General features: G+C 62.9%; 24 protein-coding genes. 20 read left to right on the top strand and 4 right to left on the bottom strand.

What is annotated here, in order from left to right:
- The first annotated feature begins 297 nt into the window (after positions 1–297).
- The 11 genes from eno (at position 298) to C9427_RS03720 (ending at position 10,655) form a co-directional block, all read left to right on the top strand.
- A complete protein-coding gene (gene eno, locus C9427_RS03770) occupies positions 298–1,572 on the top strand; it encodes a phosphopyruvate hydratase (RefSeq protein ID WP_107647857.1) in 1,275 nt (424 codons plus the stop codon).
- A 67-nt stretch (positions 1,573–1,639) separates the two neighbouring features.
- A complete protein-coding gene (locus C9427_RS03765) occupies positions 1,640–1,885 on the top strand; it encodes a hypothetical protein (protein WP_107647856.1) in 246 nt (81 codons plus the stop codon).
- 243 nt (positions 1,886–2,128) lie between these two features.
- Entirely contained in the window at positions 2,129–2,452 is a 324-nt protein-coding gene (locus tag C9427_RS03760; RefSeq protein ID WP_107647855.1) for an FtsB family cell division protein, read from the top strand.
- A 194-nt stretch (positions 2,453–2,646) separates the two neighbouring features.
- Entirely contained in the window at positions 2,647–3,687 is a 1,041-nt protein-coding gene (pdhA, locus tag C9427_RS03755; protein WP_107647854.1) for a pyruvate dehydrogenase (acetyl-transferring) E1 component subunit alpha, read from the top strand.
- Positions 3,688–3,702: 15 nt separating this feature from the next.
- A complete protein-coding gene (locus C9427_RS03750; RefSeq protein ID WP_107647853.1) occupies positions 3,703–5,088 on the top strand; it encodes a pyruvate dehydrogenase complex E1 component subunit beta in 1,386 nt (461 codons plus the stop codon).
- A 17-nt stretch (positions 5,089–5,105) separates the two neighbouring features.
- On the top strand, positions 5,106–6,491 hold the full coding sequence (locus tag C9427_RS03745; protein WP_107647852.1) for a pyruvate dehydrogenase complex dihydrolipoamide acetyltransferase: 1,386 nt from the start codon (positions 5,106–5,108) through the stop codon (positions 6,489–6,491).
- A gap of 129 nt (positions 6,492–6,620) precedes the next feature.
- The gene (locus C9427_RS03740) at positions 6,621–7,259 is read left to right on the top strand and encodes an SGNH/GDSL hydrolase family protein (protein WP_097576307.1); all 639 of its coding nucleotides are present in this window, start codon (positions 6,621–6,623) and stop codon (positions 7,257–7,259) included.
- Between the two features lie 18 nt (positions 7,260–7,277).
- The gene (gene lpdA / locus C9427_RS03735; RefSeq protein ID WP_107647851.1) at positions 7,278–8,723 is read left to right on the top strand and encodes a dihydrolipoyl dehydrogenase; all 1,446 of its coding nucleotides are present in this window, start codon (positions 7,278–7,280) and stop codon (positions 8,721–8,723) included.
- 101 nt (positions 8,724–8,824) lie between these two features.
- Entirely contained in the window at positions 8,825–9,082 is a 258-nt protein-coding gene (locus C9427_RS03730) for a GlsB/YeaQ/YmgE family stress response membrane protein (protein ID WP_107647850.1), read from the top strand.
- Positions 9,083–9,218: 136 nt separating this feature from the next.
- Positions 9,219–10,184 carry a lipoyl synthase gene (gene lipA, locus C9427_RS03725; protein ID WP_107647849.1) on the top strand — a complete coding sequence of 322 codons (966 nt, stop codon included), beginning with the start codon at positions 9,219–9,221 and terminating at the stop codon, positions 10,182–10,184.
- A 12-nt stretch (positions 10,185–10,196) separates the two neighbouring features.
- The gene (locus C9427_RS03720; protein ID WP_107647848.1) at positions 10,197–10,655 is read left to right on the top strand and encodes a type II toxin-antitoxin system RatA family toxin; all 459 of its coding nucleotides are present in this window, start codon (positions 10,197–10,199) and stop codon (positions 10,653–10,655) included.
- Here the strand turns inward: C9427_RS03720 and C9427_RS03715 are convergent.
- Both C9427_RS03715 and C9427_RS03710 read right to left on the bottom strand, forming a co-directional pair.
- Complete coding sequence (locus C9427_RS03715; protein WP_107647847.1) at positions 10,631–11,140, bottom strand: CinA family protein; 510 nt, start codon at positions 11,138–11,140, stop codon at positions 10,631–10,633. The two genes, C9427_RS03720 and C9427_RS03715, sit on opposite strands and share 25 nt — an antisense overlap.
- Positions 11,137–12,366 carry a bifunctional 2-C-methyl-D-erythritol 4-phosphate cytidylyltransferase/2-C-methyl-D-erythritol 2,4-cyclodiphosphate synthase gene (locus C9427_RS03710; RefSeq protein ID WP_107647846.1) on the bottom strand — a complete coding sequence of 410 codons (1,230 nt, stop codon included), beginning with the start codon at positions 12,364–12,366 and terminating at the stop codon, positions 11,137–11,139. Before C9427_RS03710 ends, C9427_RS03715 begins: the two co-directional genes overlap by 4 nt.
- Before the next feature lie 139 nt (positions 12,367–12,505).
- Here C9427_RS03710 and dusB point away from each other — a divergent pair, with 139 nt between their 5' ends.
- The 4 genes from dusB to C9427_RS03690 all read left to right on the top strand — a co-directional run bounded on the left by dusB (position 12,506) and on the right by C9427_RS03690 (position 17,977).
- On the top strand, positions 12,506–13,549 hold the full coding sequence (gene dusB, locus C9427_RS03705; protein ID WP_107647845.1) for a tRNA dihydrouridine synthase DusB: 1,044 nt from the start codon (positions 12,506–12,508) through the stop codon (positions 13,547–13,549).
- Positions 13,546–14,688, top strand: a complete 1,143-nt coding sequence (locus tag C9427_RS03700; RefSeq protein WP_107647844.1) for a two-component system sensor histidine kinase NtrB — start codon at positions 13,546–13,548, stop codon at positions 14,686–14,688. The genes dusB and C9427_RS03700 overlap by 4 nt, the downstream gene beginning before the upstream one ends.
- The gene (gene ntrC, locus C9427_RS03695) at positions 14,685–16,145 is read left to right on the top strand and encodes a nitrogen regulation protein NR(I) (protein WP_107647843.1); all 1,461 of its coding nucleotides are present in this window, start codon (positions 14,685–14,687) and stop codon (positions 16,143–16,145) included. The genes C9427_RS03700 and ntrC overlap by 4 nt, the downstream gene beginning before the upstream one ends.
- Before the next feature lie 239 nt (positions 16,146–16,384).
- A complete protein-coding gene (locus C9427_RS03690; RefSeq protein ID WP_107647842.1) occupies positions 16,385–17,977 on the top strand; it encodes a gamma-glutamyltransferase family protein in 1,593 nt (530 codons plus the stop codon).
- 12 nt (positions 17,978–17,989) lie between these two features.
- Here C9427_RS03690 and C9427_RS03685 read toward each other — a convergent pair whose 3' ends face one another.
- Complete coding sequence (locus tag C9427_RS03685; RefSeq protein WP_245436969.1) at positions 17,990–18,787, bottom strand: MBL fold metallo-hydrolase; 798 nt, start codon at positions 18,785–18,787, stop codon at positions 17,990–17,992.
- Between the two features lie 407 nt (positions 18,788–19,194).
- Between C9427_RS03685 and C9427_RS03680 the strand changes: the two genes are divergently transcribed.
- From C9427_RS03680 to hflX, 5 genes are all read left to right on the top strand, one after another.
- On the top strand, positions 19,195–21,483 hold the full coding sequence (locus C9427_RS03680; protein WP_167434240.1) for a sensor histidine kinase NtrY-like: 2,289 nt from the start codon (positions 19,195–19,197) through the stop codon (positions 21,481–21,483).
- Positions 21,473–22,834: a nitrogen assimilation response regulator NtrX gene (gene ntrX / locus C9427_RS03675; protein WP_097576294.1), complete on the top strand. Its 1,362-nt coding sequence runs from the start codon at positions 21,473–21,475 to the stop codon at positions 22,832–22,834. The genes C9427_RS03680 and ntrX overlap by 11 nt, the downstream gene beginning before the upstream one ends.
- 103 nt (positions 22,835–22,937) lie before the next feature.
- Positions 22,938–23,801: a D-amino-acid transaminase gene (locus C9427_RS03670; RefSeq protein ID WP_107647840.1), complete on the top strand. Its 864-nt coding sequence runs from the start codon at positions 22,938–22,940 to the stop codon at positions 23,799–23,801.
- A gap of 146 nt (positions 23,802–23,947) precedes the next feature.
- Positions 23,948–24,193: an RNA chaperone Hfq gene (gene hfq, locus C9427_RS03665; protein ID WP_006202172.1), complete on the top strand. Its 246-nt coding sequence runs from the start codon at positions 23,948–23,950 to the stop codon at positions 24,191–24,193.
- Entirely contained in the window at positions 24,194–25,588 is a 1,395-nt protein-coding gene (gene hflX / locus C9427_RS03660; RefSeq protein ID WP_107647839.1) for a GTPase HflX, read from the top strand.
- A gap of 6 nt (positions 25,589–25,594) precedes the next feature.
- On the opposite strand, the gene mazG is transcribed toward hflX, so the two are convergent.
- Positions 25,595–26,419 (bottom strand): nucleoside triphosphate pyrophosphohydrolase, encoded by an 825-nt coding sequence (gene mazG / locus C9427_RS03655; protein ID WP_107647838.1) that lies wholly within the window; start codon positions 26,417–26,419, stop codon positions 25,595–25,597.
- Positions 26,420–26,521: the final 102 nt, after the last annotated feature.

Raw genomic sequence — 26,521 nt, 5'->3', positions numbered from 1 at the left:
CGATCCCTGCTGGGGCTGCTGACTGTCGCATGACGTCAGGAACGCAGCTGCAATCAGGAATAGACTCACGATACCGCTCAACTGGGACATGGCGAAACTCCTCCTGTTTCGCCCCGCGCAAGCGCGACCATAACCGAGAACCCGGCCCGCCGCCATGACTTATGATGACAGCGATTTGCGCTTCGTGAATCGGCCGGGGAAGCGGCGCGGCAATATTTGCAAGCGCCCCGATTGCCTTTTGCGGCACTTTGGCTAAGACGTGCGCGACGCTTTGCCAGATCAATCGGGGACATTACAATGACCGCCATCATCGACATTGTCGGGCGTGAAATCCTGGACAGCCGCGGAAACCCGACTGTCGAGGTCGATGTCGTGCTCGAAGATGGTTCGATGGGCCGCGCCGCGGTGCCGTCCGGCGCCTCGACCGGGGCGCATGAGGCGGTCGAGCTGCGCGACAGCGGCGCCCGCTATCTCGGCAAGGGCGTGCTCGGGGCCGTCGAGGCCGTGAACGGCGAGCTGTTCGAGGCGATCGGCGGCATGGAGGCCGAGAACCAGATCCATATCGACCAGACGATGATCGAGCTTGACGGCACGCCCAACAAGAGCCGGCTCGGCGCCAATGCCATTCTCGGCGTGTCGCTGGCGGTGGCCAAGGCCGCGGCGGACGCGGCCGGCCTGCCGCTCTACCGTTATGTCGGCGGCACCAAGGCGCATGTGCTGCCAGTGCCGATGATGAACATCATCAATGGCGGCGCGCATGCCGACAACCCGATCGATTTCCAGGAATTCATGATCCTGCCGATCGGCGCGCCGACGCTGCGTGACGGCGTGCGCTGGGGCTCGGAGATCTTCCACACGCTGCGCAAGAGGCTGAAGGACGCCGGTCACAACACCAATGTCGGCGATGAGGGCGGCTTCGCTCCGAACCTGAAAAGCGCGCCGGCCGCGCTCGATTTCATCATGGAATCGATCGAAAAGGCCGGTTTCAAGCCTGGCGAGGAGGTCGCGCTCGGCCTCGATTGCGCCGCGACCGAATTCTTCAAGGACGGCAACTACGTCTATGAAGGCGAGAGGAAGACCCGCGATCCGAAGGCGCAGGCCAAATACCTGGCCAAGCTCGCCGCTGACTATCCGATCATCACGATCGAGGACGGGCTTGCCGAGGACGACTGGGACGGCTGGAAGTACTTGACCGACCTCATCGGCAAGAAGACCCAGCTCGTCGGCGACGATCTGTTCGTCACCAACACGGCGCGGCTGCGTGACGGCATCCGCATGGGCGTCGCCAATTCGATCCTGGTCAAGGTCAACCAGATCGGCTCGCTCACCGAAACGCTCGACGCCGTCGAGACCGCGCACAAGGCCGGATACACCGCCGTCATGTCGCATCGTTCTGGCGAAACCGAGGATTCGACCATCGCCGATCTCGCCGTCGCCACCAATTGCGGACAGATCAAGACGGGTTCGCTGTCGCGCTCGGATCGCATGGCCAAGTATAACCAGCTCATCCGCATCGAAGAAGAGCTCGGCAAGCAGGCGCACTACGCCGGCAGGTCGATCGTCAAAGGCTGATCCGAAAGATATATCCGGAAACATGATTGTCGTTCATTATGCTCGATAGAGTATAAGGACGACATTCATGCTCAGGGCACTAGGTATTTCCGTTGCCGCGCTCATGGCAGCTTACGGATCTTGGCTGATCTACGCTGCGATCAAATTCTTCCAGTGCCTGGCGGAGCCGCCGCCTACACCCACCCCGCTGCTCATTTGTCAGGATGTCGGTGAGGATTGGGGATGGATCATGGTCGGACTGGGAACTGCATTGGTGCTGCCTATGGTCTGGATAGTCTTCCGGCACTTCCGATCGCACCGGCTCGAAAGATGACAAGTTGGGTGGGACGGCACGCCTCTGCGCGCCACCCCATACCGCTGCTGCGGCCAACTCCATGATGCCGTCGCGGAGCAACCACTCTGGTTGCGCGACTCCACTTTAGTTAGGGGCTGGGGACATTCCCGGCCTTTTTGCTTCAAAACTGCCAAATCCGGTTGTTCGTAACCGTCCATTAAGCACAATCGAGCGAAAAAAGACGCTGGCCGTTTGAGTTCGCGGCTGCGAGGATTTGGACCCATGTGGACACGCCAGCACAAGCAGAGAAACACCGGTCGGCTGATCATTCCCTCGCTCTGCGTGGCGTTCCTGGCCTATTTCGGTTTCCACGCCTATCACGGCGAGTTCGGCATCTATTCCAAGTACCGGCTCGAGGCCCAGGCCGCGGATCTGCAGGGCAAGCTCGACGCCGTCAAGGCACGCCGGGTCGATCTGGAACGCCGCGTCCAGCTCATGCATGAAGGCACGCTGGAAAAGGACATGCTCGACGAGCAGGCGCGCAAGGCGCTCAATCTGTCCCATGCCGACGAAATAACCATCATGCTGCCGTCGCAGGCCAGATAACCTGATTCGAGTTAATCGACGATATTTTCAACGATTTTAATCGCTTAGATGCATGCCAGCCATGCATTTTTCAGCATGGCGAAACCCATTCTCGCATGTTAGCCTCTTCCAAATCGGTGGGGAGGACTGATCTCCCTCAGAGCAGATTTCATCTTGCTCTAATGTCCACAAAGAGACGCAACAGGGAGTGATGCATGGCCACCGCCGCCAGAAAAGCGCCTGCCAAATCGAGATCCGATAGCAAATCGTCGGGACTTTCCGCCCCGAAGCCAGCTGATTTCACCAAGGACGAGGAGCTTGCCGCTTACCGGCACATGCTGCTCATCCGCCGCTTCGAGGAAAAGGCCGGCCAGCTCTACGGCATGGGCTTCATCGGCGGCTTCTGCCATCTCTATATCGGCCAGGAGGCTGTTGTCACCGGCATGAAGATGGCGCTGGTCGATGGCGACCAGATGATCACCGCCTACCGCGATCACGGCCATATGCTGGCGATGGAATTGTCGCCGCGCGGCGTCATGGCCGAGCTGACCGGTCGCCGCGGCGGCCTGTCCAGGGGCAAGGGCGGCTCCATGCACATGTTCTCCAAGGAGAAGCATTTTTACGGCGGCCACGGCATTGTCGGCGCGCAGGTGTCGCTCGGCACCGGCCTGGCCTTCGCCAACCGCTATCGCGGCAACAACAATGTGTCGCTGACCTATTTCGGCGACGGCGCCGCCAATCAGGGCCAGGTCTATGAAAGCTTCAACATGGCCTCGCTGTGGAAGCTGCCGGTGATCTACATCATTGAGAACAACCGCTACGCCATGGGCACTTCGGTCTCGCGGTCTTCGGCCGAGACCGACTTTTCGCACCGCGGCGCCTCCTTCAAGATCCCCGGCATCCAGGTCGACGGCATGGATGTGCGTGCGGTCAAATCCGCTGGCGACCTCGCCACCGAATGGTGCCGCGCCGGCAACGGGCCGCTGATCCTCGAAATGCAGACCTACCGCTATCGCGGCCATTCAATGTCTGATCCGGCAAAGTACCGCTCCAAGGAAGAAGTGCAGAAGATGCGCTCCGAGCACGACCCGATAGAGCAGGTCAAGGCGCGGCTGCTCGACAAGAAATGGGCCACCGAGGACGAACTCAAGACCGTCGACAAGGAGGTCCGCGACATCGTCGCCGACGCCGCTGAATTTGCCCAGAACGACGCGGAGCCGGATCCGTCCGAGCTCTGGACCGACATCGTATTGTAACGAGAGGGCAAGGACATGCCGATCGAAATTCTCATGCCCGCTCTCTCGCCGACCATGGAAGAGGGCAATGTTTCCAAATGGTTGAAGAACGAAGGCGACAAGATTGTCGCCGGTGACGTCCTCGCCGAGATCGAGACCGACAAGGCGACGATGGAAGTCGAGGCCGTCGATGAAGGCACGCTGGCCAAGATCGTGGTTCCCGCCGGCACCGAAGGCGTCAAGGTCAACGCCGTGATCGCCGTGCTTGCGGTTGACGGCGAGGATATCGACAAGGCTGGCGAAGGCGTCGGCGAAGAGCCTCCCGAAGCCGAGAAAGCAGCGCCGGCGCCTGCCGCGGCCAAGAGCGAGGCGGCGGCACCCGTTGCCGCCGCTCCGAGAACCGAAATCGCCGCCGATCCGGATATCCCGGCCGGCACCGAAATGGTCTCGACCACGGTGCGCGAGGCGTTGCGCGATGCGATGGCCGAGGAAATGCGCCGCGACGAAGACGTCTTCGTGATGGGCGAGGAGGTCGCCGAGTACCAGGGCGCCTACAAGATCACGCAAGGCTTGCTGCAGGAATTCGGTGACCGGCGCGTCGTCGACACGCCGATCACCGAGCATGGCTTTGCCGGCGTCGGCGTCGGCGCGGCGATGGCCGGCCTGAAGCCGATCGTCGAGTTCATGACCTTCAACTTCGCCATGCAGGCGATCGACCAGATCATCAACTCCGCCGCCAAGACGCTCTATATGTCCGGCGGCCAGATGGGCGCGCCGATCGTCTTCCGTGGCCCGAACGGTGCGGCCGCCCGCGTTGCCGCCCAGCATTCGCAGTGCTACGCCGCCTGGTACAGCCATATCCCCGGGCTGAAAGTGGTGATGCCTTACACCGCCGCCGACGCCAAGGGCTTGCTGAAGGCAGCGATCCGCGACCCGAACCCGGTCATCTTCCTCGAAAACGAAATCCTCTATGGCCATTCCTTCGATGTGCCGAAGCTGGACGATTTCGTGCTGCCGATCGGCAAGGCGCGCATCCACAAACCGGGCAAGGACGTCTCCATCGTCTCCTTCGGCATCGGCATGACCTATGCGGTGAAGGCCGAGGCCGAATTGCGTGGCATGGGCATCGATGCCGAAATCATCGACCTCAGGACCATCCGCCCGCTCGATTTCGACACCATCATTGCTTCGGTCAAGAAGACCAACCGTCTGGTGGTGGTGGAGGAGGGTTTCCCGCAGAATTCGGTCGGCGACCATATCGCCAACCAGGTGTCGCAGCGCGCCTTCGATTTCCTCGACGCGCCGGTCATCACCATCGCCGGCAAGGACGTGCCGATGCCCTATGCCGCTAACCTCGAAAAACTGGCGTTGCCCAATGTCGGCGAGGTCGTCGAGGCGGTCAAAGCCGTCACATATCGCTGAGCAGGGCGGAGGACAAAATGCCGATCAACATCACCATGCCGGCCCTGTCGCCCACGATGGAAGAGGGCAATCTTTCCAAATGGCTGGTCAAGGAGGGCGACAAGGTTTCGCCGGGCGACGTGATCGCCGAGATCGAGACCGACAAGGCAACGATGGAAGTCGAAGCCGTCGATGAGGGCACGGTCGCGAAGCTGGTCGTTCCGGCCGGCACCGAAGGCGTCAAGGTCAATGCGCTGATCGCCGTGCTCGCGGCCGAGGGCGAGGATGCAAGTGCCGCCGCCAAGAGTGGCGGCAACGCTGCGCCGGCAAAGGCCGAGGCGCCAAAAACAGACGCCCCCAAAACTGAAGCACCGAAGGCCGAAACACCGAAGCCGGAAGCGCCGAAGGCAGAACCGGCCGCCGCACCGGCGCCCAAGGCGGCTACGATGGCCAACGGCCACGCAAGCGGCGAGCGCACCTTCGCCTCGCCCCTTGCCCGCCGTATCGCCAGGGAAGCCGGTGTCGATGTCTCCGCGGTGACGGGCTCCGGCCCGCATGGCCGCGTGGTCAAGGCCGATGTCGACGCGGCGATTTCTTCGGGCGGCGTCAAGGCGGCGCCAGCCGCGAAAGCTCCAGCCGGCGCTCCGGCGGCTCCTTCCGCCGCGCCGAAAGCCATGCCGGACGAACAGGTGCTGAAACTGTTTGCCGAAGGCTCCTACGACCTTGTCCCGCACGACAATATGCGCAAGACGATTGCGCGCCGCCTGGTCGAGGCCAAGAGCACCATCCCGCATTTCTACCTGACGCTCGACTGCGAGCTCGATGCGCTGCTGGCGTTGCGCACGCAGATCAACGCCGCGGCACCAGTGAAGAAGAGCGACAAGGGCGAGGTGCCGGCCTACAAGCTTTCCGTCAACGACATGGTGATCAAGGCGATGGCAATGGCGCTGATGGCGGTGCCCGATGCCAATGCCTCGTGGACCGATAGCGCCATGGTCAAGCACAAGCATGCCGATGTCGGCGTTGCCGTGTCGATCCCGGGCGGGCTGATCACGCCGATCATCCGGCGCGCCGACGAAAAGACGCTGTCCACCATCTCCAACGAGATGAAGGATCTGGCCAGCCGCGCCCGCAGCCGCAAGCTGAAGCCCGAGGAATACCAGGGCGGCACCACCGCCGTGTCCAATCTCGGCATGTTCGGCATCAAGGACTTTGCCGCCGTCATCAACCCGCCGCATGCGACGATCCTGGCGGTCGGAGCCGGCGAGGAGCGGGCTGTGGTCAAGAATGGCGAGATCAAGATTGCGACAATCATGTCGGTGACGCTGTCGACGGATCATCGCGCCGTCGACGGTGCGCTCGGCGCCGAACTGCTTGTGGCCTTCAAGCGCATGATCGAAAACCCGATGGGCATGCTGGTCTAGAAAGGAAAAGGCGGTGCGGGAATTCTTCACCAGCCTTTTCGTCTTCATCCTTTCCGGTTCGGCTGGCACATTCGTGCGCTGGCGGGTCAAGCGCGCTCAGACGGGCTTTGGCAGGAGTTGGGCAAACGCATGAAAACAATTCTCTGCTATGGCGATTCGCTGACCTGGGGCTATGACGCGGCAAGTCTCGACCGCCACCCGCTCGAAGACCGCTGGCCGAGCGTGCTGGGGAAGGCCCTGGGCGGCGGCGTTGAGGTCATCGCCGAGGGCCTGAACGGCCGCACCACGGCTTTTGACGACCATCTGGCCGGCGCCGACCGCAACGGCGCAAGGATGCTGCCGACGGTGCTGACGACGCATGCGCCGATCGACCTCATCGTCATCATGCTCGGCGCCAACGACATGAAGCCGTGGATCCATGGCAATCCGGTCGCGGCCAAGCAGGGCATCCAGCGCCTGATCGACATCGTGCGTGGTCATGATTACCCCTTCGACTGGCCGGCGCCGCAGATCCTGATCGTCGCACCACCCGCTGTCAGCCGCACGGAGAATGCCGAATTCAAGGAGATGTTCGCCGGCGGCGATGACGCCTCGCTGCGATTGGCGGCGCTATATTCCGCCCTTGCCGACGAGGCCGGCTGCGGCTTCTTCGACGCCGGCACGGTGGCCAAAACCACGCCGCTCGACGGCGTTCATCTCGATGCCGAGAACACGCGAAAAATCGGGCAGGCGCTGGCGCCGCTCGTGCGCGTCATGCTGGAACTCTAGGGAATCAAGGAGAAAATCGTGGCTGAGAACTACGACGTCATCATCATCGGTTCCGGCCCTGGCGGCTATGTCGCGGCGGTGCGTTCCGCCCAGCTTGGCTTCAAGACGGCGATCGTCGAGCGTGAGCATCTTGGCGGCATCTGCCTCAACTGGGGCTGCATTCCGACCAAGGCGCTGCTGCGCTCGGCCGAGATCATGCACTATTCCGATCATCTGAAGGACTACGGGCTGAAGCTCGACGGCAAGGTCAGCGTCGATACGTCAGCCGTGGTCGATCGCTCGCGCAAGGTTTCGCTCAGGCTCAACGGCGGTGTCGCCTTCCTGATGAAGAAGAACAAGGTCGACGTCATCTGGGGCGAAGCCAAGCTCACCAAACCAGGTGAGATCGTGGTTTCCAACACGGCCAAGAAGCCGATGGAGCCGCAGCCGCCGGTGCCGAAGGGCGTCAAGGGCGAGGGCACCTACACGGCCAAGCACATCATCCTGGCCACTGGCGCCAGGCCGCGCGCGCTGCCCGGCATCGAGCCGGACGGCAAGCTGATCTGGACCTATTTCGAGGCGATGGTGCCGAAGGAGATGCCGAAATCGCTGCTGGTGATGGGCTCGGGCGCCATCGGCATCGAATTCGCCTCGTTCTACCGCACCATGGGCGCCGAGGTGACCGTGGTCGAGCTTCTGCCGGCGGTGATGCCGGTCGAGGACGCCGAAGTCTCGAAATTCGCGCAGAAGCAGTTCGAGAAGCAGGGCATGAAGATCATTCTCGAGGCCAAGGTGACCAAGGTCGAGAAATCAGCCAACTCGATCACCGCGCATGTCGAGATGAAGGACGGCAAGGTCGAGAAGATCACCGCCGACCGGATGATCTCGGCCGTCGGCGTGCAGGGCAACATCGAAAACCTCGGTCTCGAAGCGCTCGGCGTGAAGATCGAGCGCGGCTGTATCGTCGTCGACGGCTACGGCAAGACCAATGTCCCCGGCATCTATGCCATCGGCGATGTCGCCGGGCCGCCCATGCTCGCCCATAAGGCCGAGCACGAGGGCGTTGTCTGCGTCGAAAAGATCGCCAATTTCCCCGGCGTACATGCCACGGACAAGCTGAAGATCCCGGGCTGTACCTATTGCAACCCGCAGGTCGCCTCCGTCGGCCTGACCGAAGCCAAGGCAAAGGCGGATGGCAAGGACATCCGCGTCGGCCGCTTCCAGTTCGCCGCCAACGGCAAGGCCATCGCGCTCGGCGAGGACCAGGGCTTCGTCAAGACCATTTTCGACAAGAAGACCGGACAATTGCTCGGCGCGCATATGGTCGGCGCCGAAGTGACCGAGCTGATCCAGGGTTTTGTCGTCGCGATGAACCTCGAAACGACAGAGGAAGAACTGATGCACACCATCTTCCCGCATCCGACGCTGTCGGAGATGATGAAGGAAAGCGTGCTCGACGCCTATGGCCGCGCGCTGAACGCATGATAAATTGGCCGGGTGAGACTCACACGCAAGCGCCCGGGGAACTCGACGCAAGGTAGTTCGTTTCCGAATGCATTTTCACCCGTCAGCAGAGGAGTGGGCATATGGACGTGAATGGCGTGGGCTGGATAGCAGCCATCATCATCGGAGGGCTGGCAGGCTGGTTTGCCGAGATGTTCATGAAGAGCAACACCGGCATCTTGATGAACATCATCCTTGGCATCGTCGGTGCGATCGTGCTGAACGCCATCCTGCAGGCGCTCAATATCGGTGCCTTCGGCGCGGGCTGGATCGCTTATCTGATTACCGGTTTTATCGGCGCGTGTCTGCTGATCTGGGTAGGACGCCTGGTTCGCCGTTAATCGATCTCAACTCTTGCCATGCGAAAACGGCTGTGGCGGCATGCAGAGCTACGGCCTTTTTCTTTGGGTCAAAAAGTCCTAGATGACTTTGCAAGGCGAACGCCGGAAAGGCGCTCGCGAATGAACCGGGTTTCAGATGGTCACCGTCCTCGACACGATCGCCAATGCGCCGCGCCTGCGGCACCCCGAGAAGGCGCACAAGCCTGACCAGGAGGTGCTGCGCAAGCCCGACTGGATCCGCGTCAAGGCGCCGATGTCGAAGGGCTATGCCGAAACGCGTGAAATCGTGAAATCGCACAAACTGGTGACGGTGTGCGAAGAGGCCGGCTGCCCGAATATCGGCGAGTGCTGGGAAAAGAAGCACGCGACCTTCATGATCATGGGCGAGATCTGCACGCGCGCCTGTGCCTTCTGCAACGTGGCTACCGGTATACCGACGGCGCTCGATCCCGACGAACCGGCGCGTGTCGCGCATGCGGTCAGGCAGATGGGTCTGAGCCATGTCGTCATCACCTCCGTAGACCGCGACGATCTTGCCGACGGCGGAGCGCAGCATTTCGCCGAGGTCATCCGTGCAATCCGGGCGGCGACACCTTTGACGACGATCGAGATCCTGACGCCCGACTTCCTGCGCAAGGAAGGCGCACTGGAGATCGTGGTGGCGGCCAAGCCGGACGTCTTCAATCACAATCTCGAAACCGTGCCGTCGAACTATCTTACGGTTCGGCCGGGCGCCCGCTATTTCCATTCGATCAGGCTCTTGCAGCGGGTCAAGGAGCTTGATCCCTCGATCTTCACCAAGTCCGGCATCATGGTCGGGCTCGGCGAGGAGCGGAACGAGATTCTGCAACTGATGGACGATCTGCGGTCGGCCAATGTCGACTTCATGACCATCGGCCAGTATTTGCAGCCGTCGAAGAAGCACCATCCGGTGATCCGCTTCGTCACGCCGGAGGAATTCAAATCCTTCGAGACGATCGGCAAGACCAAGGGCTTCCTGCTGGTGGCGTCGAGCCCGCTAACGCGCTCGTCGCATCATGCCGGCGACGATTTCGCCAGGCTGCGCGCGGCGCGCGAATCGCAGCTCAGAAAATCAGCCTAACACGCTGGTTTCATGCCGAAATTCGAAGCCACACGCCGCGTCACCCATACGCCGGAACAGATGTTCGCTCTGGTCGCCGACGTCGAAACCTATCCGCAATTCCTGCCGCTGTGCGAGGCGCTGACGGTTCGCTCACGCAAGGAGCGCGATGGTCGCACGATTCTCGTCGCCGACATGAGCATCGGCTACAAGGCGATCCGCGAAACCTTCACCACGCAGGTGCTTCTAAAGCCCGACGAGAACACCATCGACGTCAAATACATCGACGGGCCGTTCAAATATCTAAGCAATGTCTGGCGCTTCGATCCGGCCGATCGCGGTTGCGAAGTCCACTTCTTCATCGACTACGAGTTCAAGAGCCGCATTCTCGGCGTGGTGATGGGGACCATGTTCGACCGCGCCTTTCGCATGTTCTCCGAGGCCTTCGAGAAGCGCGCCGATATTATTTACGGCTCAACGCCGACAGCCTGATCCTGGTCGAGCGCGCGCAGGCCCAGTTCCAGCGCGTGCCTGACCGTTTCCCGGCGGATGAAATCGCGGCCGTTGTCGGCAAACAGCTTGCGTTCGGCAATGATCGGCTTGCCCGCCACGGCAACGCCGAACCAGACAAGCCCAACAGGTTTTTCCGCCGACCCGCCGCCCGGACCGGCAATGCCGGTGACGGCAAGGGCGAGCTGGGCGCGCGAGCGGGCTAGCGCGCCCGCCGCCATCTCCAGCACTGTCTCGCGCGAGACGGCGCCGTGCGCCTCAAGCGTGGCGGCGGAAACGCCGAGCATCTCCATCTTGGCTTCGTTGGAATAGGTGATGAAACCGCGGTCGACCACCGCGGAAGAGCCGGCAATGTCGGTGAGTGCTGCGATGATCATGCCGCCGGTGCAACTCTCGGCCGTCGCCAGCATGATGCCGCGTTGTTGGCATGCCTGGAGCAGGGCGTTTGCGAGGTCGCTGTTGCTCATTCGGGTACGTCGCCGGGAAATACGACGCTGGCGGTTGCGATGGCCGCTATGCCTTCCTCGCGGCCGACAAAACCGAGCTTTTCGTTGGTTGTCGCCTTGATCGAGATCCGGTCCGGCGAGATTCCCAGCATCGCCGAAAGCGTCGCGGTCATCGCCGCGCGATGCGGGCCGACGCGCGGCGCCTCGCAGATCAGTGTGATGTCGGCATTGGCGATGCGCCCGCCACGTTCGCGCACCAGCTTCGCCGCATGTTCGACGAAAATCCGCGAGGCAGCGCCTTTCCATTGCGGATCGGACGGCGGGAAATGCGTGCCGATGTCGTCGGCGCCGCAGGTGGCGAGCAGCGCATCGGTCAGCGCGTGCAGGCCGACATCGGCATCCGAATGGCCGGACAGTTTCTTGTCATGCGGGATGGCGACGCCGCAGAGCGTGACGTGGTCGCCCGGTTCGAAGGCGTGGACGTCGTAGCCATTGCCGGTGCGGATATCAGGAAAACGCGGCCGTTCGCCGGAAAGCCGCTGGTCTGCCATGGCAATATCCCGTGCCCAGGTGAGTTTGATATTATCCGGTGAGCCCGCAACGATCTTCACCGGAATATGCGCCCATTCGGCGATCGCGGCATCGTCGGTGAAATCAGCCTTGCCCAGATGGTGGGCTTTCTCATGGGCGGCAAGCAGCGGCCAGAACGGAAAGCCCTGCGGTGTCTGCGCGGCATGAAGTCCGGTTCTGGGGACGGTCTCTTCGATCATGCCGGCGGCCGATTCGCGTTTCAGCGTATCAGCGACCGGCAAAGCGGGCAGCGAACCCTGGCGCTCGCCGATGGCGGCGATCGTGCGGTCGATAAGGGCAGCGTCGACGAAGGGGCGCACGGCGTCGTGGACGAGAACCCGGCCCGGTGCATGGTCGCGTAGCGCCAGCAGCCCGAGACGGACCGACGCCTGGCGCGACACGCCGCCAATCACGGCGATGACCCGGTCGGCATCGGCGCCCGCTGCCTGACGGAAGAGGTCGCGGTCGTCGGCATGGATGGCGACGGCGACAGGGCCTGTTTTCGGGTGCGACAGGAAGGTCTCCAGCGTGCGCGCGATGACGGCGCGGCCACCGATGCGCTGATACTGCTTCGGCCCGTCGGCCTGTCCGGCACGCGCGCCGCGCCCGGCGGCGACGATCACCACACCCACCTTGTCGTTTGCCGCGTCGGCTGTTTTTTCGCTTGCGTCTGTCATGGCGAGAGGCTTAGTCGCGGCTTGTAGCGAAGGCCAGCATTTTCCCAAATGCGCCTTAATGTGGCGTCATTCCGCGTTGCACATTGCCTTGCTTCTGGCTAGAGAATGTGCAGCAATCGAACATGCTTGGTTTTTGTGCATGCCTGACTTGAGCAAACTTGACTTGACCAAATTGGCTTTGCCGCTCGACGTCGGGGGCTTGAGAATCCGCAATCGCGTCTTTCTCGCACCCATGTCCGGTATAACAGATGAGCCGTTCCGGCAACGCGCTTACGCACATGGCGCCGGGCTGGTCGTGTCGGAGATGGTGGCGAGCGGCGAACTGGCCAGGGGCAGGGCCGGCTGCGATCTGCGCATCCGACATTCCGGGCTGCCTGTTCACATGGTCCAGCTTGCCGGCCGCGAGGCGGCGCATATGGCCGAGGGCGCCCGAATCGCCGCCGGTGAGGGCGCCGACATCATCGACATCAACATGGGCTGCCCGGCCAAGAAGGTGACCGGCGGCTATGCCGGTTCGGCATTGATGCGCGATCTCGACCACGCGCTGTCGCTGATCGAGGCGGTGGTCGGCGCCGTCGAGGTGCCGGTCACGGTCAAGATGCGGCTCGGCTGGGATGAAAGCGCGCTCAACGCACCGGTTCTGGCGCGACGCGCCGAGCAGGCCGGCGTCCAGATGGTGACGGTGCATGGCCGCACGCGCTGTCAGTTCTACCAAGGCAAGGCCGACTGGCGCGCCATCGCCCGCATCAAACAGGCCGTGTCGATCCCGGTCGTCGCCAATGGCGATGTCGGCTCGCCGGCCGAGGCGGCCATGATCCTCGACCAGTCGGGCGCCGATGCGGTGATGGTCGGCCGCGCGCATTACGGCGCGCCTTGGACAGCGGGCAGCATAGCGGCGACGGCGGCTGGTGAAACGGCATCCGGCATTCCCGCCAGTCCGCCAGCGCTCGCCGATTACGTCATTGCCCATTACGAGGACATGCTGGCGCTCTACGGCATCGAAAGTGGCCTGCGCCAGGCGCGCAAGCACATTGGCTGGTATCTCGATCGCCATGCCGCCAGCATCGCCTCCGGCCGGCGCAAGGCGATCCTTACCTCTTTCGAGCCGGCACAGGTCATTGCTCGGCTGCACGACGTGTTCCAAAGCGCTGCGGAACCAGCCGATCTGCGGAGCGCGGCATGAGCGCGACCGTCGCACAGAACACGGACATGGCGGACGCCGCCCATATCGTGCTGAACACCATCCGTCGCCCCGTGATCATGGTCGATGAGCAAGGCTTCATCACCTTCGCCAACGCCGATGCCGAGGATTTCTTCCGCTCGAGCGCGACCATGCTCGCCCGCAACACATTGTCCAAGCTCATTCCTTTCGGCAGTCCGTTGCTGACGCTTGTCGACCAGGTGCGCGAGCGCCGGGCGCCGGTCAACGAATACCGGGTCGACGTGTCGTCGCCACGCCTCGGAATCGAGAAGGTGGTTGACCTCTATGTCGCGCCGGTGCCGGAATTCCCAGGCTCCGTGGTCGTCATGTTCCAGGAACGGTCGATGGCCGACAAGATCGACCGGCAGATGACGCATCGCGGCGCCGCGCGCTCGGTGACTGGCCTTGCCGCCATGCTCGCCCACGAGATCAAGAACCCGCTCTCTGGCATCAGGGGCGCTGCCCAGCTGCTCGAACTGTCGGCTTCCGACGAGGATCGCGCGCTGACCCGGCTGATCACCGACGAGACCGACCGCATCGTCTCGCTGGTCGATCGCATGGAGGTGTTCTCCGACGAGCGGCCGATCGACCGTTATCCCGTCAACATCCATGTCGTTCTCGACCATGTGAAGGCAATTGCGAAGAACGGTTTTGCCAGTCGGATCAAGATATTGGAGGATTATGATCCTTCATTGCCTCCGGTTTTCGCCAACCGCGATCAGCTCATCCAGGTGTTCCTCAACCTGGTCAAGAATGCCGCCGAGGCCATTGGCAGCGATCCGCAAGGCGAGATCACCTTGTCGACCGCGTTCCGGCCGGGCATCCGTGTCTCCGTTCCGGGATCGCAGGGCCGCGTGTCGCTGCCGCTGGAATTCTGCGTGCGCGACAACGGCTCCGGTGTTTCCGAAGATATCCTGCCAATCCTGTTCGACCCGTTCATCACCACCAAACCGAACGGGTCGGGGCTCGGTCTTGCGCTGGTTGCGAAAATCGTCGGCGAGCATGGCGGCATCATCGAATGCGATTCGACGCCGCGCGGAACCACCTTCCGCATTCTGATGCCGGCTTGGAAAGAAACGCCGTTCGGCACGGACGATGATGGCGAAGGAGACCGCAAATGACGGTTCGCGGCAATATTCTCGTCGCCGACGACGATGCAGCCATCCGCACGGTCCTCAACCAGGCGCTTTCGCGCGTCGGCCATGAGGTGCGCGTGACGTCCAACGCCTCGACGCTGTGGCGCTGGGTGGCGGCGGGCGAGGGCGATCTCGTCATCACCGACGTGGTGATGCCCGACGAGAACGCCTTCGACATGCTGCCCCGCATCAAGAAGGCGCGGCCGGAACTGCCGGTCATCGTCATGAGCGCCCAGAACACGTTCATGACCGCGATCCGCGCCTCCGAGACAGGCGCCTATGAATATCTGCCCAAGCCGTTCGACCTGACCGAGCTTCTCAACATCGTCAACCGGGCACTGTCGGAGCCCAGGCGCCCGAAGATCGATGCGCGGGCGGACGAGCCGCCGGAGACGATGCCGCTGGTCGGCCGCTCTGCCGCCATGCAGGATATCTACCGCATGCTGGCGCGCATGATGCAGACCGACCTGACGGTGATGATTTCAGGCGAATCGGGCACCGGCAAGGAGCTGGTGGCCCGCGCGCTGCACGAATATGGCCGCCGCCGCGGCGGCCCCTTCGTCGCCATCAACATGGCGGCGATCCCGCGCGACCTGATCGAATCGGAACTGTTCGGGCACGAGAAGGGCGCCTTCACCGGTGCGCAGAACCGTTCCACCGGCCGTTTCGAGCAGGCCGAGGGCGGCACGCTGTTCCTGGACGAGATCGGCGACATGCCGATGGAAGCCCAGACGCGCCTGCTGCGCGTGCTGCAACAAGGCGAATACACCACCGTCGGCGGCCGCACGCCGATCAAGACCGATGTGCGCATCGTCGCCGCCACCAACAAGGATCTGCGCACGCTGATCAACCAGGGGCTGTTCCGCGAGGATCTGTTCTACCGGCTGAATGTCGTGCCGCTCAGACTGCCGGCGCTGCGCGAGCGATCCGAGGACATTCCCGACCTCGTCCGGCACTTCTTCAAGATCGGAGCCAGCGAAGGCTTGCAGACAAAACGCATTTCCACCGGCGGCATCGAACTGATGAAGCGCTATCCCTGGCCCGGCAATGTGCGCGAGCTTGAAAATCTCGTCCGCAGGCTGGCCGCGCTTTACTCTCAGGACGAGATTTCCGCCGAGATCATCGAGGCAGAACTGAAGACCGGCGAGCGGCCGGTCGTTCCCGGTGGCGGCAATCTCATTCCCGACGATCTGTCCATAGGCCAGGCGGTGGAGCATTTCCTGCAGCGCTATTTTGCTTCCTTTGCCGGCGAATTGCCGCCCGCCGGGCTCTATCAGCGCATTCTCTCCGAGGTCGAATATCCGCTGGTTCTGGCCTCGATGACGGCGACCCGCGGCAATCAGATCAAGGCCGCGGAATTGCTGGGGCTGAACCGCAACACGCTGCGCAAGAAGATCCGTGAACTCGGCGTCAACGTCTACAAATCGTCCAGGCAATCTTAGGGGCAAAGCCCAATCACTCAGAACGACCGAGTTCGACCTAAGCGGAAGCTCGTTCGCGCTCGGCCGAATTCACGCCCAGACCCGGCTCACACTTCTGGCAGCCAGCCAGCGCGATGGCGAAGGTGAGACAGCTGTATCCGCTGTCACCCACCACTCAATGCGCGACATCTGGCCAAAGTCACTTGCGCTGGCGCCAAGGGACTGACTAAGCAAATGGGCGGGAAGGTTTGAGGGCCGTCATGCGTAACTTCGAAGATCCTGGTCGGTCGCTGGCCGTCGCCCGTCACGGGATGGCGGCAACTTCGCATCCGGCCTCAACCCTGACGGCCATCGAGATCCTGAAGGCAGGAGGCAACGCCATCGATGCCGCGGTGGCGGCCGTGGCGGTTCAATGTGTCGTCGAGGCGGGCTCGACGGGTGTCGGCGGGGACTGTTTCGCAATGATAGCGGTGGAAGGATCCACCGACATGCGCGCGTTTAACGGCTCGGGCCGAACGCCGGCCGCCCTGACCCGCGACGCATTGCGCGCCGGGGGTGTGACAGCAATCGAACGCTCGTCTCCTCATGCCGTCACGGTTCCTGGAGCGGTCGATGCCTGGTGCCGCCTCTTGAGCGACTTCGGCCGGATGCCGATGGCCGAGGTCCTTCAGCCGGCAATCGCCATGTCACGCGAGGGCTCCGCACTGACGCCCCGTGTCGCCGCCGACCTGGGCCTGCAGCGCGATCTCCTGGCGGCAGACCCAACCACCCATGCCACCTTCCTGGTCGAGGGAGAGGCGCCGGCGGTCGGCAGCGTCCAGCGCCAGCCCTTGCTCGCGGATACGCTCGACGCGATCGCACGCGATGGCCGAGACGCCTTCTATCGCGGCGCCGTGGCCGAGGACATGGTCGACTATCTGCGAGGCCTCGGCGGCCATCACACCCTCGACGATTTCGGCAGCGCTGCGGGAGACTACGTTACACCCATCTCCACAACCTATCGCGGCCGCACCATCTACGAATGCCCGCCGAATGGCCAGGGCGTCGTCGCCCTCCTGATCCTGAACATCCTCTCACGTTTCTCGCTGTCCAACGACCCGTTCGACCCCGATGATCTGCATCTCCTCCTCGAGGCAACACGGCTCGCCTACGCCGCGCGCGACGCGATGGTCGCCGATCCGTCGGGGTCGGATGGGACCGTCGAGCGCATGCTATCGAGCACACTTGCTGATCGCCTCGCCGCTGGCATTTCCTTCGATCGGGTCACCGAACCGCTGCCGTCGTTCGACACCGTCGAGCACAAGGATACCGTCTATCTTTGTGTGGTGGATCGCGACCGCAACGCGGTCAGCTTCATCAATTCGATCTTCAGTCCCTATGGCAGCGGGCTGATGGCGCCACGCTCAGGCGTGTTGTTCCATAACCGTGGCCAGAGCTTTTCGCTTGCGGCGGGTCACCCTAACGAAGTCGGCCCCCGAAAGCGTCCGATGCATACAATAATCCCGGGAATGGCCGCCGAGGGTGGCCGCGTCGTCATGCCGTTCGGTGTAATGGGCGGCCACTATCAGGCCATGGGCCACGCCCATCTGTTATCCCGGCTCTACGATTGTGGTCTCGATCTGCAGGCCGCCATTGACCTGCCGCGCCTCTTTCCACTGCCCGCTACCGCGACGGTGGAGGTCGAGGAAGCCATCCGCACCCGCATCGGTGCCGAACTTGAACGCCGCGGCTTCAAGGTTCAACCGCCCCGGTGGGCCATCGGCGGCGCGCAGGCCATCCGGATTGACTGGGAGCGCGGCGTCCTGATTGGAGGGTCCGACCCCCGCAAGGATGGGATGGCGTTGGGCTACTAGCTTTGCCTAGTCTCAAAGCATGAACGTCTTGCCGACCGCGGATGGAACGACCCTCTCGCGATAGGCGGCCGCAAGTGCGCTCACGGCGCGCCAACCCGTGCAATGCCCGGGTGATATCAATTGCAGGTCAAACTGCGCCAGCGCTTCGACCGTCTCCGGAATAATTGGCTCGGTGATCCCGGAGAGGTGGAAGCCGCCAAACACGCCATAGAGCGGGATATCCGGAAACCGTGACTGGGCGTGCGTCAGAACGTTAATCAGGCCGGCATGCGAGCAGGCGGTGAAGACGACTTGCCCCTTACCGGCCACGTTGATCGCCACGAAACGCTCGTCCGGCATTACCTCGTCCGGCTCCCAACTGCCTGTCGCGATCCGGCGATACTGGCCGGGAAACCCGCGTTCGAACCGGGTCACGCGAGGGATTTCGCCGCTCACATAGAACGTCTCATCAAAAAGCAGCAGCTCGTCTCGGGTAACGATGACATCGGCGCCGTTTCCGGACAGGACATCCACGCTCGGCACCAGCTCCATCGGTCGAAACTGCCCGTCAGCGGATTTGGTCGCGCGTAAGGCGAACATATCGGGGTGCATGTAGGTCGGAACCGGCTGCCCGCCATTGCTCATTGTGATCATCTGGAGGGCGCGCGGCATTGCACCCCCATGATCCCAGTGACCATGCGACAGCATCACCGCGCCAACTTCCCCCAGATCGACGCCGAGCCGCACCACATTGCGCTCAAACACCCATTCCTCTGGCCCGGTGTCGAACAGCAGCGCGCGGCTGGCGGATCCGGTCCTGGCGGTGATCAAGCAGGAAAGCCCATGCGCGGCGCAGCACAGGCATTTCCCGGACAGCCACTGCATGCCGCGACGGCGATGGCTGGCGAACTCGGTCTCGACGAAACCAGGGTTCGACGAGAGACTGTCGGTCGCGTTATCGACCAGAAAGATGACCTCTGCCGTATCGACAGCTCTCATGGAAGCGGCCCCGCCTGGCGATGCATCGGGACCATTCTATCCAATTCGCTTGCGGCGCATAGCTCCGATAGGCATCCGGAGCCTATGCTCTTCTTGCGTCGAGCTTGCGCGATGCGATAGTGCCACGCCGTTTTTCCGGGGATCAATCGCCGAAAGATTTCCGTCCAGGTCACACTTGTTGCATAATCGCCACAATGCGTTGCATAGATCCGACGCAATCATTGGCTCCACACGGCGACATGGCTTCACAGGCACCGACACTGAGCGAACGGCTTTTCAACAAGCCCGGCCCGAGGGAAGGGCGCCGGCTGCTTGCGCTGCCCGGCGTGGTGGCGATCGCCGGCGCGCTGATCACGGCGGCGATCTCCTTTGCGATTCTCGTCGGCGCCACGCCGATCGTTCCGGACGAAAGGACGACGCTGGCGCTCATCGCGCTCAACGCCGCCTTCGTCCTGTTCCTGATCGCGCTGGTCGGGCGCGAAGTGCATCGCATCGTGATGGCGCGCCGGCACGGCAAGGCGGCGTCGCGGCTGCATGTGCGCATCGTCGCGATGTTCGCCCTGGTCGCCGCAATTCCCGCCATCATGGTGGCGATCATCGCCTCGATCACGCTGGACATCGGCCTCGACCGCTGGTTCGAAATCCGCACCAAGACGATCGTCAATTCGTCGCTGTCGATTGCGGACGCCTATGTGCAGGAGAACGCGCGCAATCTCCAGGGGACGACGCTGTCGATGGCCTATGACCTCGATGCGTCGCGCACGCTCTACGGTCTCGACCGGACCGGTTTCCTCGATCTCATGAACAAGGAAGCCATTGGCCGTTCGCTGGCCCATGCCGCACTCATCAAACCCGACGGTTCCTTCGTCATGAGCGCCAAGACCGATGCGAACTTTGCCATGCCGGAGCCACCGGAAGGCGCCGTCGCCAGTGCCACCGATGGCAGGCCGGTGCTGATCGAGCCGAAGACGCGCAACATCATGGGCGCCATCGTCAAGCTGCGCGAAATCGAAGGGCTCTATCTCTACACCATCCGCCTCGTCGATCCCGAAGTGATCAAGGCGCGGCAGATCGTCAGGTCCAACGCCGACGAATATCGTGGCCTCGAAGACAATCGCCGCACCTCGCAAGTGGCCTTCGCGCTGCCCTATTTGTCGCTGACGCTGATCATCATCCTGTCCGCCATCTGGACCGGTATTGCGGTCGCCGACCGTCTGGTGCGGCCCATCCGTCAGCTCATCGGCGCGGCCGACGAGGTGGCGACCGGCAATCTCGACGTTGCCGTGCCCGTTCGGCCCTCCGATGGCGACGTCGCCTCGCTCGGCGATACCTTCAACAAGATGCTCTTGGAGCTGAAATCGCAGCGTAACGAGATCCTGTCCGCCAAGGATCTGATCGACGAGCGGCGGCGATTTTCGGAAGCGGTGCTTGCCGGCGTCACCGCCGGCGTCATCGGCGTCGATCCCTATGGCATCGTTACCATCGTTAACCGCTCGGCCGAGACGATGCTGGCCATATCGGCCACCGCCACACTCGGGCAGAACCTTTCCGCGGTGCTGCCGCATGTCGGCCGCGTCTTCGAGATCGGCCGCAAGTCGGGAAAACCGGTCTATCGCGAGCAGGTGACCTTCTACCGCGCCGGCACGGAGCGGACCTTCAACGTGCAGATCACGATCGAGGCTGGCGATGACGGTTCGGAGGAGAAATCCTATGTGGTGACGGTCGACGACATCACCGATCTGGTGCAGGCACAGCGCTCGTCGGCCTGGGCCGACGTGGCGCGGCGCATCGCCCACGAGATCAAGAACCCGCTGACACCGATCCAGCTTTCCGCCGAGCGCATCAAGCGCCGCTACGGCAAGGTCATCACCGAGGATCGCGAGGTTTTCGATCAGTGCACCGACACGATCATCCGGCAGGTCGAGGATATCGGCCGCATGGTCGACGAGTTCTCCGCCTTCGCACGCATGCCCAAGCCTGAAATGAAGTCCCTCGACTTGCGCGAATCATTGCGCGAGGCCTCGTTCCTCGTCGAGGTGAGCCGCGCCGACATCACTTTCGAGCGCGTGTTCGGCAACGAGCCGCTGAAAGGCACTTTCGACAGCCGGCTGATGGCGCAGGCTTTCGGCAATGTCATCAAGAACGCAGCCGAGGCCATTGACGGACTTGATCAAAAGGATCGTTCGGACGGCATAATCCGGATTCAGGCCGGGCGCCAGAATGGCGCGATTCGCATCGATGTCATCGACAATGGCAAAGGCTTGCCGCGCGAGAATCGCCAGCGGCTGCTCGAGCCCTATATGACGACGCGCGAGAAGGGCACTGGGCTCGGCCTCGCTATCGTCAAGAAGATCGTGGAGGACCATGGCGGCCGGCTCGAACTGCATGATGCGCCGGCGGACTTCCACGGTGGGCGGGGTGCGATGATCAGCATCATCCTGCCGCCAGCCGCCGTTGCCGCGCCACCGCGCGGCGAGGGCAGGACGGAAAACGAGAGAGAAACTGAAAAGGTCGGTAATGGCGTCTGACATTCTCATCGTCGATGACGAGGAAGACATCCGCGAACTTGTCGCCGGTATTTTGAGCGACGAAGGTCACGAAACCCGCACGGCATTCGATGCCGACAGCGCGCTGGCGGCGATCGCCGACCGGGCGCCGAGGCTGATTTTCCTCGACATCTGGCTGCAGGGCTCGCGGCTGGACGGGCTGGCGTTGCTCGACGAGATCAAGACGATGCACCCCAACCTGCCGGTGGTGATGATCTCCGGCCACGGCAATATCGAAACGGCGGTCTCCGCCATCCGCCGCGGCGCCTACGACTTCATCGAAAAGCCCTTCAAGGCCGACAGGCTGATCCTGATCGCCGAGCGTGCGCTGGAGACCTCTAAGCTGAGACGGGAGGTTTCGGATCTCAAGCAGCGCAGCGGCGAGACCTTCGACCTGATTGGCATGTCGTCGGCGATGAGCCAGTTGCGCCAGACCATCGAGCGCGTCGCGCCGACCAACAGCCGCGTAATGATCATCGGCCCGTCCGGTTCCGGCAAGGAGCTCGCGGCCCGCGCCATCCATACGTTGTCGGCGCGCAAGGGCGCGCCTTTCGTCACGCTGAGCGCCGCCAACATCACGCCCGAACGCATGGAGGTCGAGCTGTTCGGCACCGAATCGAACGGTGTCGAACGCAAGGTCGGCGCGCTGGAAGAGGCGCACCGCGGCATTCTCTACATCGACGAAGTGGCCGACATGCCGCGCGAGACGCAGAACAAGATCCTGCGCGTGCTGGTCGAACAGCAGTTCGAACGGGTAGGGGGCACCAAGCGGGTCAAGGTCGATGTCCGCATCATCTCGTCGACCTCGCAGAACCTGGAGGCCATGATCGCCGACGGCCGTTTCCGCGAGGATCTCTACCACCGCCTGGCGGTGGTTCCGGTCATGGTGCCGGGGCTGGCCGAGCGGCGGGAGGACATTCCCTATCTGGTCGACAATTTCATGAAGCAGATCGCTCGTCAGGCCGGTATCCGGCCGCGGCGCATCGGCGACGACGCACTGGCCGTGCTGCAGGCCCACAACTGGCCAGGCAACGTCCGCCAGTTGCGCAACAATGTCGAACGGTTGATGATCCTGGCGCGCGGCGACGATGTCGATGCGCCGATCACCGCCGATCTTCTGCCCGCCGAGATCGGCGACGTCATGCCGCGCACGCCAAACCAGTCCGACCAGCACATTATGGCGCTGCCCTTGCGTGAAGCGCGCGAACAGTTCGAGAAGGACTACCTGATCGCCCAGATCAACCGTTTTGGCGGCAACATCTCGAAGACCGCCGAATTCATCGGCATGGAGCGCTCGGCGCTGCATCGCAAGCTGAAGTCGCTCGGCGTCTGACGGCTGGCCTGTCGCGGGCCTTGCCGCTTCTGGCCCACGCATTTGTCGGTTACGCCGGTGGCGGAATCGCTTAAGAAAGCCGGGACCATCCAGGGGACTACAGATGCCACGCATTGCCTATGTGAACGGGCGCTATGTCGCTCACGCCGACGCCTGTGTGCACATTGAGGATCGCGGCTATCAGTTCGCGGACGGCGTCTATGAGGTCTGCGAGGTGGCGCGCGGCTTCATCGTCGACATGCCACGTCATCTCGCCCGGCTGGACCGTTCCTTGCGCGAGCTCTCGATCGACTGGCCGGTGACGCAGCGCGTATTGCCGCTCATCCTGCGCGAAGTGGTGCGCCGCAACCATGTCGCCAACGGCCTGGTCTATCTCCAGGTGACGCGCGGTGTCGCCAGCCGCGACTTTGTCTTCCCGGCGGCCGGCACCAAGCCATCGCTGGTGGTGACGGCCCGGAAGGCCGACCCCGCAGTCGCCGCCAAGCGGGCCGAGAGCGGGATCAAGGTCATCACCGTACCGGAGAATCGCTGGGACCGCGTCGACATCAAGTCCGTCGGCCTGCTGCCCAACGTGCTTGCCAAGCAGAAGGCCAGGGAGGCCGGCGCCCAGGAAGCGTGGTTCGTCGATGCCGATGGCACCGTCAAGGAAGGCGGCTCGTCGAACGCCTGGATCATCACCAGGGATGGCGTGCTGGTGACGCGGCCGGCCGAGCACGGCATCCTGCGCGGCATCACCCGCACCACGCTGTTCGAAGTGGCCGCCAAGCTGGGGCTGACGATTGAGGAGCGGGGGTTTTCGGTCGCCGAAGCCAAGGCCGCGCGCGAGGCTTTCATCAGTTCCGCGACGACGATCGCCATGCCGATCGTGGCGATCGACGGGGTTCCCGTGGCCAATGGCCATCCCGGCTCAATAACACTTTCCTTGCGGCAGGCCTTTTTTGACGTTGCGGAAAAAAGTCCGGCCTGATAACCGCACAGGTGGAATGAACATCAATATATCTCGTTCTGCTTGTCGTTACTGACGGCAAGAGGGTGTTTGTACGCTTGACATGGGCCGGTTAATTTGGCGCATTGGCCTGCAAACCGAAGGGGATCGGCGGAAAGACAAGAACAATGGCGGAACGATCGCAAAACCTTCAGGACCTGTTCCTGAACTCAGTTCGCAAGAGCAAGAACCCGCTCACCATCTTCCTCATCAACGGCGTGAAACTGACCGGCGTGGTCACTTCATTCGATAATTTCTGTGTTTTGCTGCGTCGTGACGGCCATTCCCAGCTCGTCTACAAGCACGCCATTTCCACGATCATGCCGAGCCAGCCGGTTCAGATGTTCGATGGCGAGGAAAGCCAGGGCGCCTGATTGGCACGTGAGAAAGACGCGGATCGCAGCGTCCGCGGAAAAAAATCGTCACATCAGCCCGGGACCGAGGCCAAGGGTCCAACCCGGGCTGTCGTCATTGTGCCGGTGCTTACCCGACAGCCGCGCGGCGACGACGAGACGAACCGTCCGCGCCTGACGCGTTCAGCCGAGGCCCGACACGACGAGGCGGTCGGCTTGGCCCGCGCCATCGATCTCGACCCGGTCCACACGGCAGTCGTGACCGTCAACGACCCGCGCCCGGCGACCTTGCTCGGCAGCGGCAAGGTGGCGGAATTCGCGGAGATCGTCAAAGAGCGTCATGCCGAGCTGGTCATTGTCGACCACCCGCTGACGCCGGTGCAGCAGCGCAATCTCGAAAAGGAATTGAACGCCAAGGTGCTGGACCGCACCGGACTGATCCTGGAAATCTTCGGCGAGCGTGCGCGGACCAAGGAAGGCACGCTGCAAGTCGAGCTTGCCCATCTCAACTATCAGAAGGGCCGGCTCGTCCGCAGCTGGACCCACCTTGAACGCCAGCGCGGCGGCGCCGGCTTTCTCGGCGGTCCCGGCGAAACGCAGATCGAATCGGACCGGCGTGTCCTGCAGGACAAGATCATCAAGCTGAAGCACGAGCTGGAAACCGTGCGGCGCACCCGCGACCTTCACCGCGCCAAGCGCAAGAAGGTGCCGTTCCCGGTGGTGGCGATCGTCGGCTACACCAATGCCGGCAAGTCGACGCTGTTCAACAGGCTGACCGGAGCAGGGGTTCTGGCCGAGGACATGCTGTTTGCCACGCTCGATCCAACGCTGCGCCGCGTGCGCCTGCCGCACGGCACGCCGGTCATCCTGTCGGATACGGTCGGCTTCATTTCAGACCTGCCGACACATCTGATCGCAGCCTTTCGGGCGACGCTGGAAGAGGTGGTCGAGGCCGATCTCGTCATCCATCTGCGCGATATTTCGGACCCCGACACGACAGCACAGGCCGAGGATGTCGAGCGCATCCTCGCCGATCTCGGCGTCGATGCCGGCGACACCAAGCGCGTCATCGAAGTGTGGAACAAGATCGACCGGCTCGATGAGGGCAACCGGGCGCGGTTGCTTGCAGACGGGGTCGACGGCAACAAGGCGCCGCCGATCGCCATATCGGCCGCCACCGGTGAAGGCATCGATGCGCTGAAGGCGATCATCGAGACAAGAGTATCAGGCGAGCTGGCAACGCTGACAATCACGCTTACGCCGGCTCAATTTGGCCTTGTCGACTGGCTCTATCGCAATGGCGACGTCGTTTCGCGGGTCGACAATGAGGATGGCAGCGTGACCGTCTCACTCAGGGCGACGCAAAGCGCGCGTGAAGAGATCGAAAGCCGATTGCACCGTAAAAACAACGGGTAATTCAGCTTATTTCGCGCTTTTGGCCTGCTGCCAGAGCGCCTCCATCTCGTCGAGTGTCGCCTTTTCGAGCGTGTTCCCGGACGCTTCCAGTGCTTGCTCGACATAGTGGAAGCGCGAGCGGAATTTCTCGTTGGTGCCGCTGAGTGCGGCTTCGGAATCGAGCTTGAGATGACGGCCGAGGTTGACGACGGCAAACAGCATGTCGCCGAACTCATCCTTGATCGACGCCGTGGCGCCCTTGGCCAGCGCCTCGCGCAATTCGCCGATCTCTTCCTCGATCTTGTCGAGGATAGGCGTGGCTTCGCTCCAGTCGAAGCCGACACGGGCCGCTTTTTCCTGCAGCTTCAGTGCCCGGGTCAGCGCGGGCAGGGCGACCGGCACGCTATCGAGAAAGCCTTTGCCGTTGTCTTCGGGGTCGAGTCCACGCGCGAGGCGGGCGCTGCGTTTCTCAGCCTTCTCCTCGGCCTTGATCTTTTCCCACATGCCCTTGGCCATGCCAGCGCTGCGGGCCTTCTCATCGCCGAAGACATGCGGGTGACGACGGATCATTTTCGTGGTGATGGCCTGGACCACGTCGCCGAAGGCGAATTCGCCGGCTTCCTCGGCCATTTGCGCATGGTAGACGACCTGCAGCAGGAGATCGCCGAGTTCGTCGCGCAGATCGTCGAGATCGCCGCGCGCGATCGCGTCCGCCACCTCGTAGGCTTCCTCGATCGTGTAAGGCGCTATGGTCGAAAAATCCTGCTCGATGTCCCAGGGGCAGCCGGTTTTCGGCGCCCGCAGCGCCGCCATGATCTCGATCAGCCGGGAGATGTCTTTCGAAGGCTTCATCGGGCGGATGCTAGCCTGAGCGCCGGCGTAGGGCCAATGCCGTCGGCCTGCGAGGGGGTATTGTCCACAGGTGCCGGTGCGGAACGGGCGCTATTCTCAAAC

The sequence above is a fragment of the Mesorhizobium helmanticense genome, assembly GCF_003034915.1.
GTDB lineage: Bacteria > Pseudomonadota > Alphaproteobacteria > Rhizobiales > Rhizobiaceae > Mesorhizobium > Mesorhizobium helmanticense.
This window is presented reverse-complemented; position numbering and strand designations above follow the sequence as displayed.

Coding starts and splice junctions, on each gene's coding strand:
- pdhA (WP_107647854.1), top strand. CDS start 2,647: ATGGCCACCGCCGCCAGAAAAGCGCCTGCCAAATCGAGATCCGATAGC.
- hfq (WP_006202172.1), top strand. CDS start 23,948: ATGGCGGAACGATCGCAAAACCTTCAGGACCTGTTCCTGAACTCAGTT.
- ntrC (WP_107647843.1), top strand. CDS start 14,685: ATGACGGTTCGCGGCAATATTCTCGTCGCCGACGACGATGCAGCCATC.
- C9427_RS03730 (WP_107647850.1), top strand. CDS start 8,825: ATGGACGTGAATGGCGTGGGCTGGATAGCAGCCATCATCATCGGAGGG.
- C9427_RS03670 (WP_107647840.1), top strand. CDS start 22,938: ATGCCACGCATTGCCTATGTGAACGGGCGCTATGTCGCTCACGCCGAC.
- C9427_RS03690 (WP_107647842.1), top strand. CDS start 16,385: ATGCGTAACTTCGAAGATCCTGGTCGGTCGCTGGCCGTCGCCCGTCAC.
- C9427_RS03715 (WP_107647847.1), bottom strand. CDS start 11,140: ATGAGCAACAGCGACCTCGCAAACGCCCTGCTCCAGGCATGCCAACAA.
- C9427_RS03745 (WP_107647852.1), top strand. CDS start 5,106: ATGCCGATCAACATCACCATGCCGGCCCTGTCGCCCACGATGGAAGAG.
- lipA (WP_107647849.1), top strand. CDS start 9,219: ATGGTCACCGTCCTCGACACGATCGCCAATGCGCCGCGCCTGCGGCAC.
- C9427_RS03740 (WP_097576307.1), top strand. CDS start 6,621: ATGAAAACAATTCTCTGCTATGGCGATTCGCTGACCTGGGGCTATGAC.
- C9427_RS03680 (WP_167434240.1), top strand. CDS start 19,195: ATGGCTTCACAGGCACCGACACTGAGCGAACGGCTTTTCAACAAGCCC.
- mazG (WP_107647838.1), bottom strand. CDS start 26,419: ATGAAGCCTTCGAAAGACATCTCCCGGCTGATCGAGATCATGGCGGCG.
- C9427_RS03750 (WP_107647853.1), top strand. CDS start 3,703: ATGCCGATCGAAATTCTCATGCCCGCTCTCTCGCCGACCATGGAAGAG.
- C9427_RS03700 (WP_107647844.1), top strand. CDS start 13,546: ATGAGCGCGACCGTCGCACAGAACACGGACATGGCGGACGCCGCCCAT.
- C9427_RS03760 (WP_107647855.1), top strand. CDS start 2,129: ATGTGGACACGCCAGCACAAGCAGAGAAACACCGGTCGGCTGATCATT.
- eno (WP_107647857.1), top strand. CDS start 298: ATGACCGCCATCATCGACATTGTCGGGCGTGAAATCCTGGACAGCCGC.
- dusB (WP_107647845.1), top strand. CDS start 12,506: ATGCCTGACTTGAGCAAACTTGACTTGACCAAATTGGCTTTGCCGCTC.
- C9427_RS03720 (WP_107647848.1), top strand. CDS start 10,197: ATGCCGAAATTCGAAGCCACACGCCGCGTCACCCATACGCCGGAACAG.
- ntrX (WP_097576294.1), top strand. CDS start 21,473: ATGGCGTCTGACATTCTCATCGTCGATGACGAGGAAGACATCCGCGAA.
- C9427_RS03765 (WP_107647856.1), top strand. CDS start 1,640: ATGCTCAGGGCACTAGGTATTTCCGTTGCCGCGCTCATGGCAGCTTAC.
- C9427_RS03710 (WP_107647846.1), bottom strand. CDS start 12,366: ATGACAGACGCAAGCGAAAAAACAGCCGACGCGGCAAACGACAAGGTG.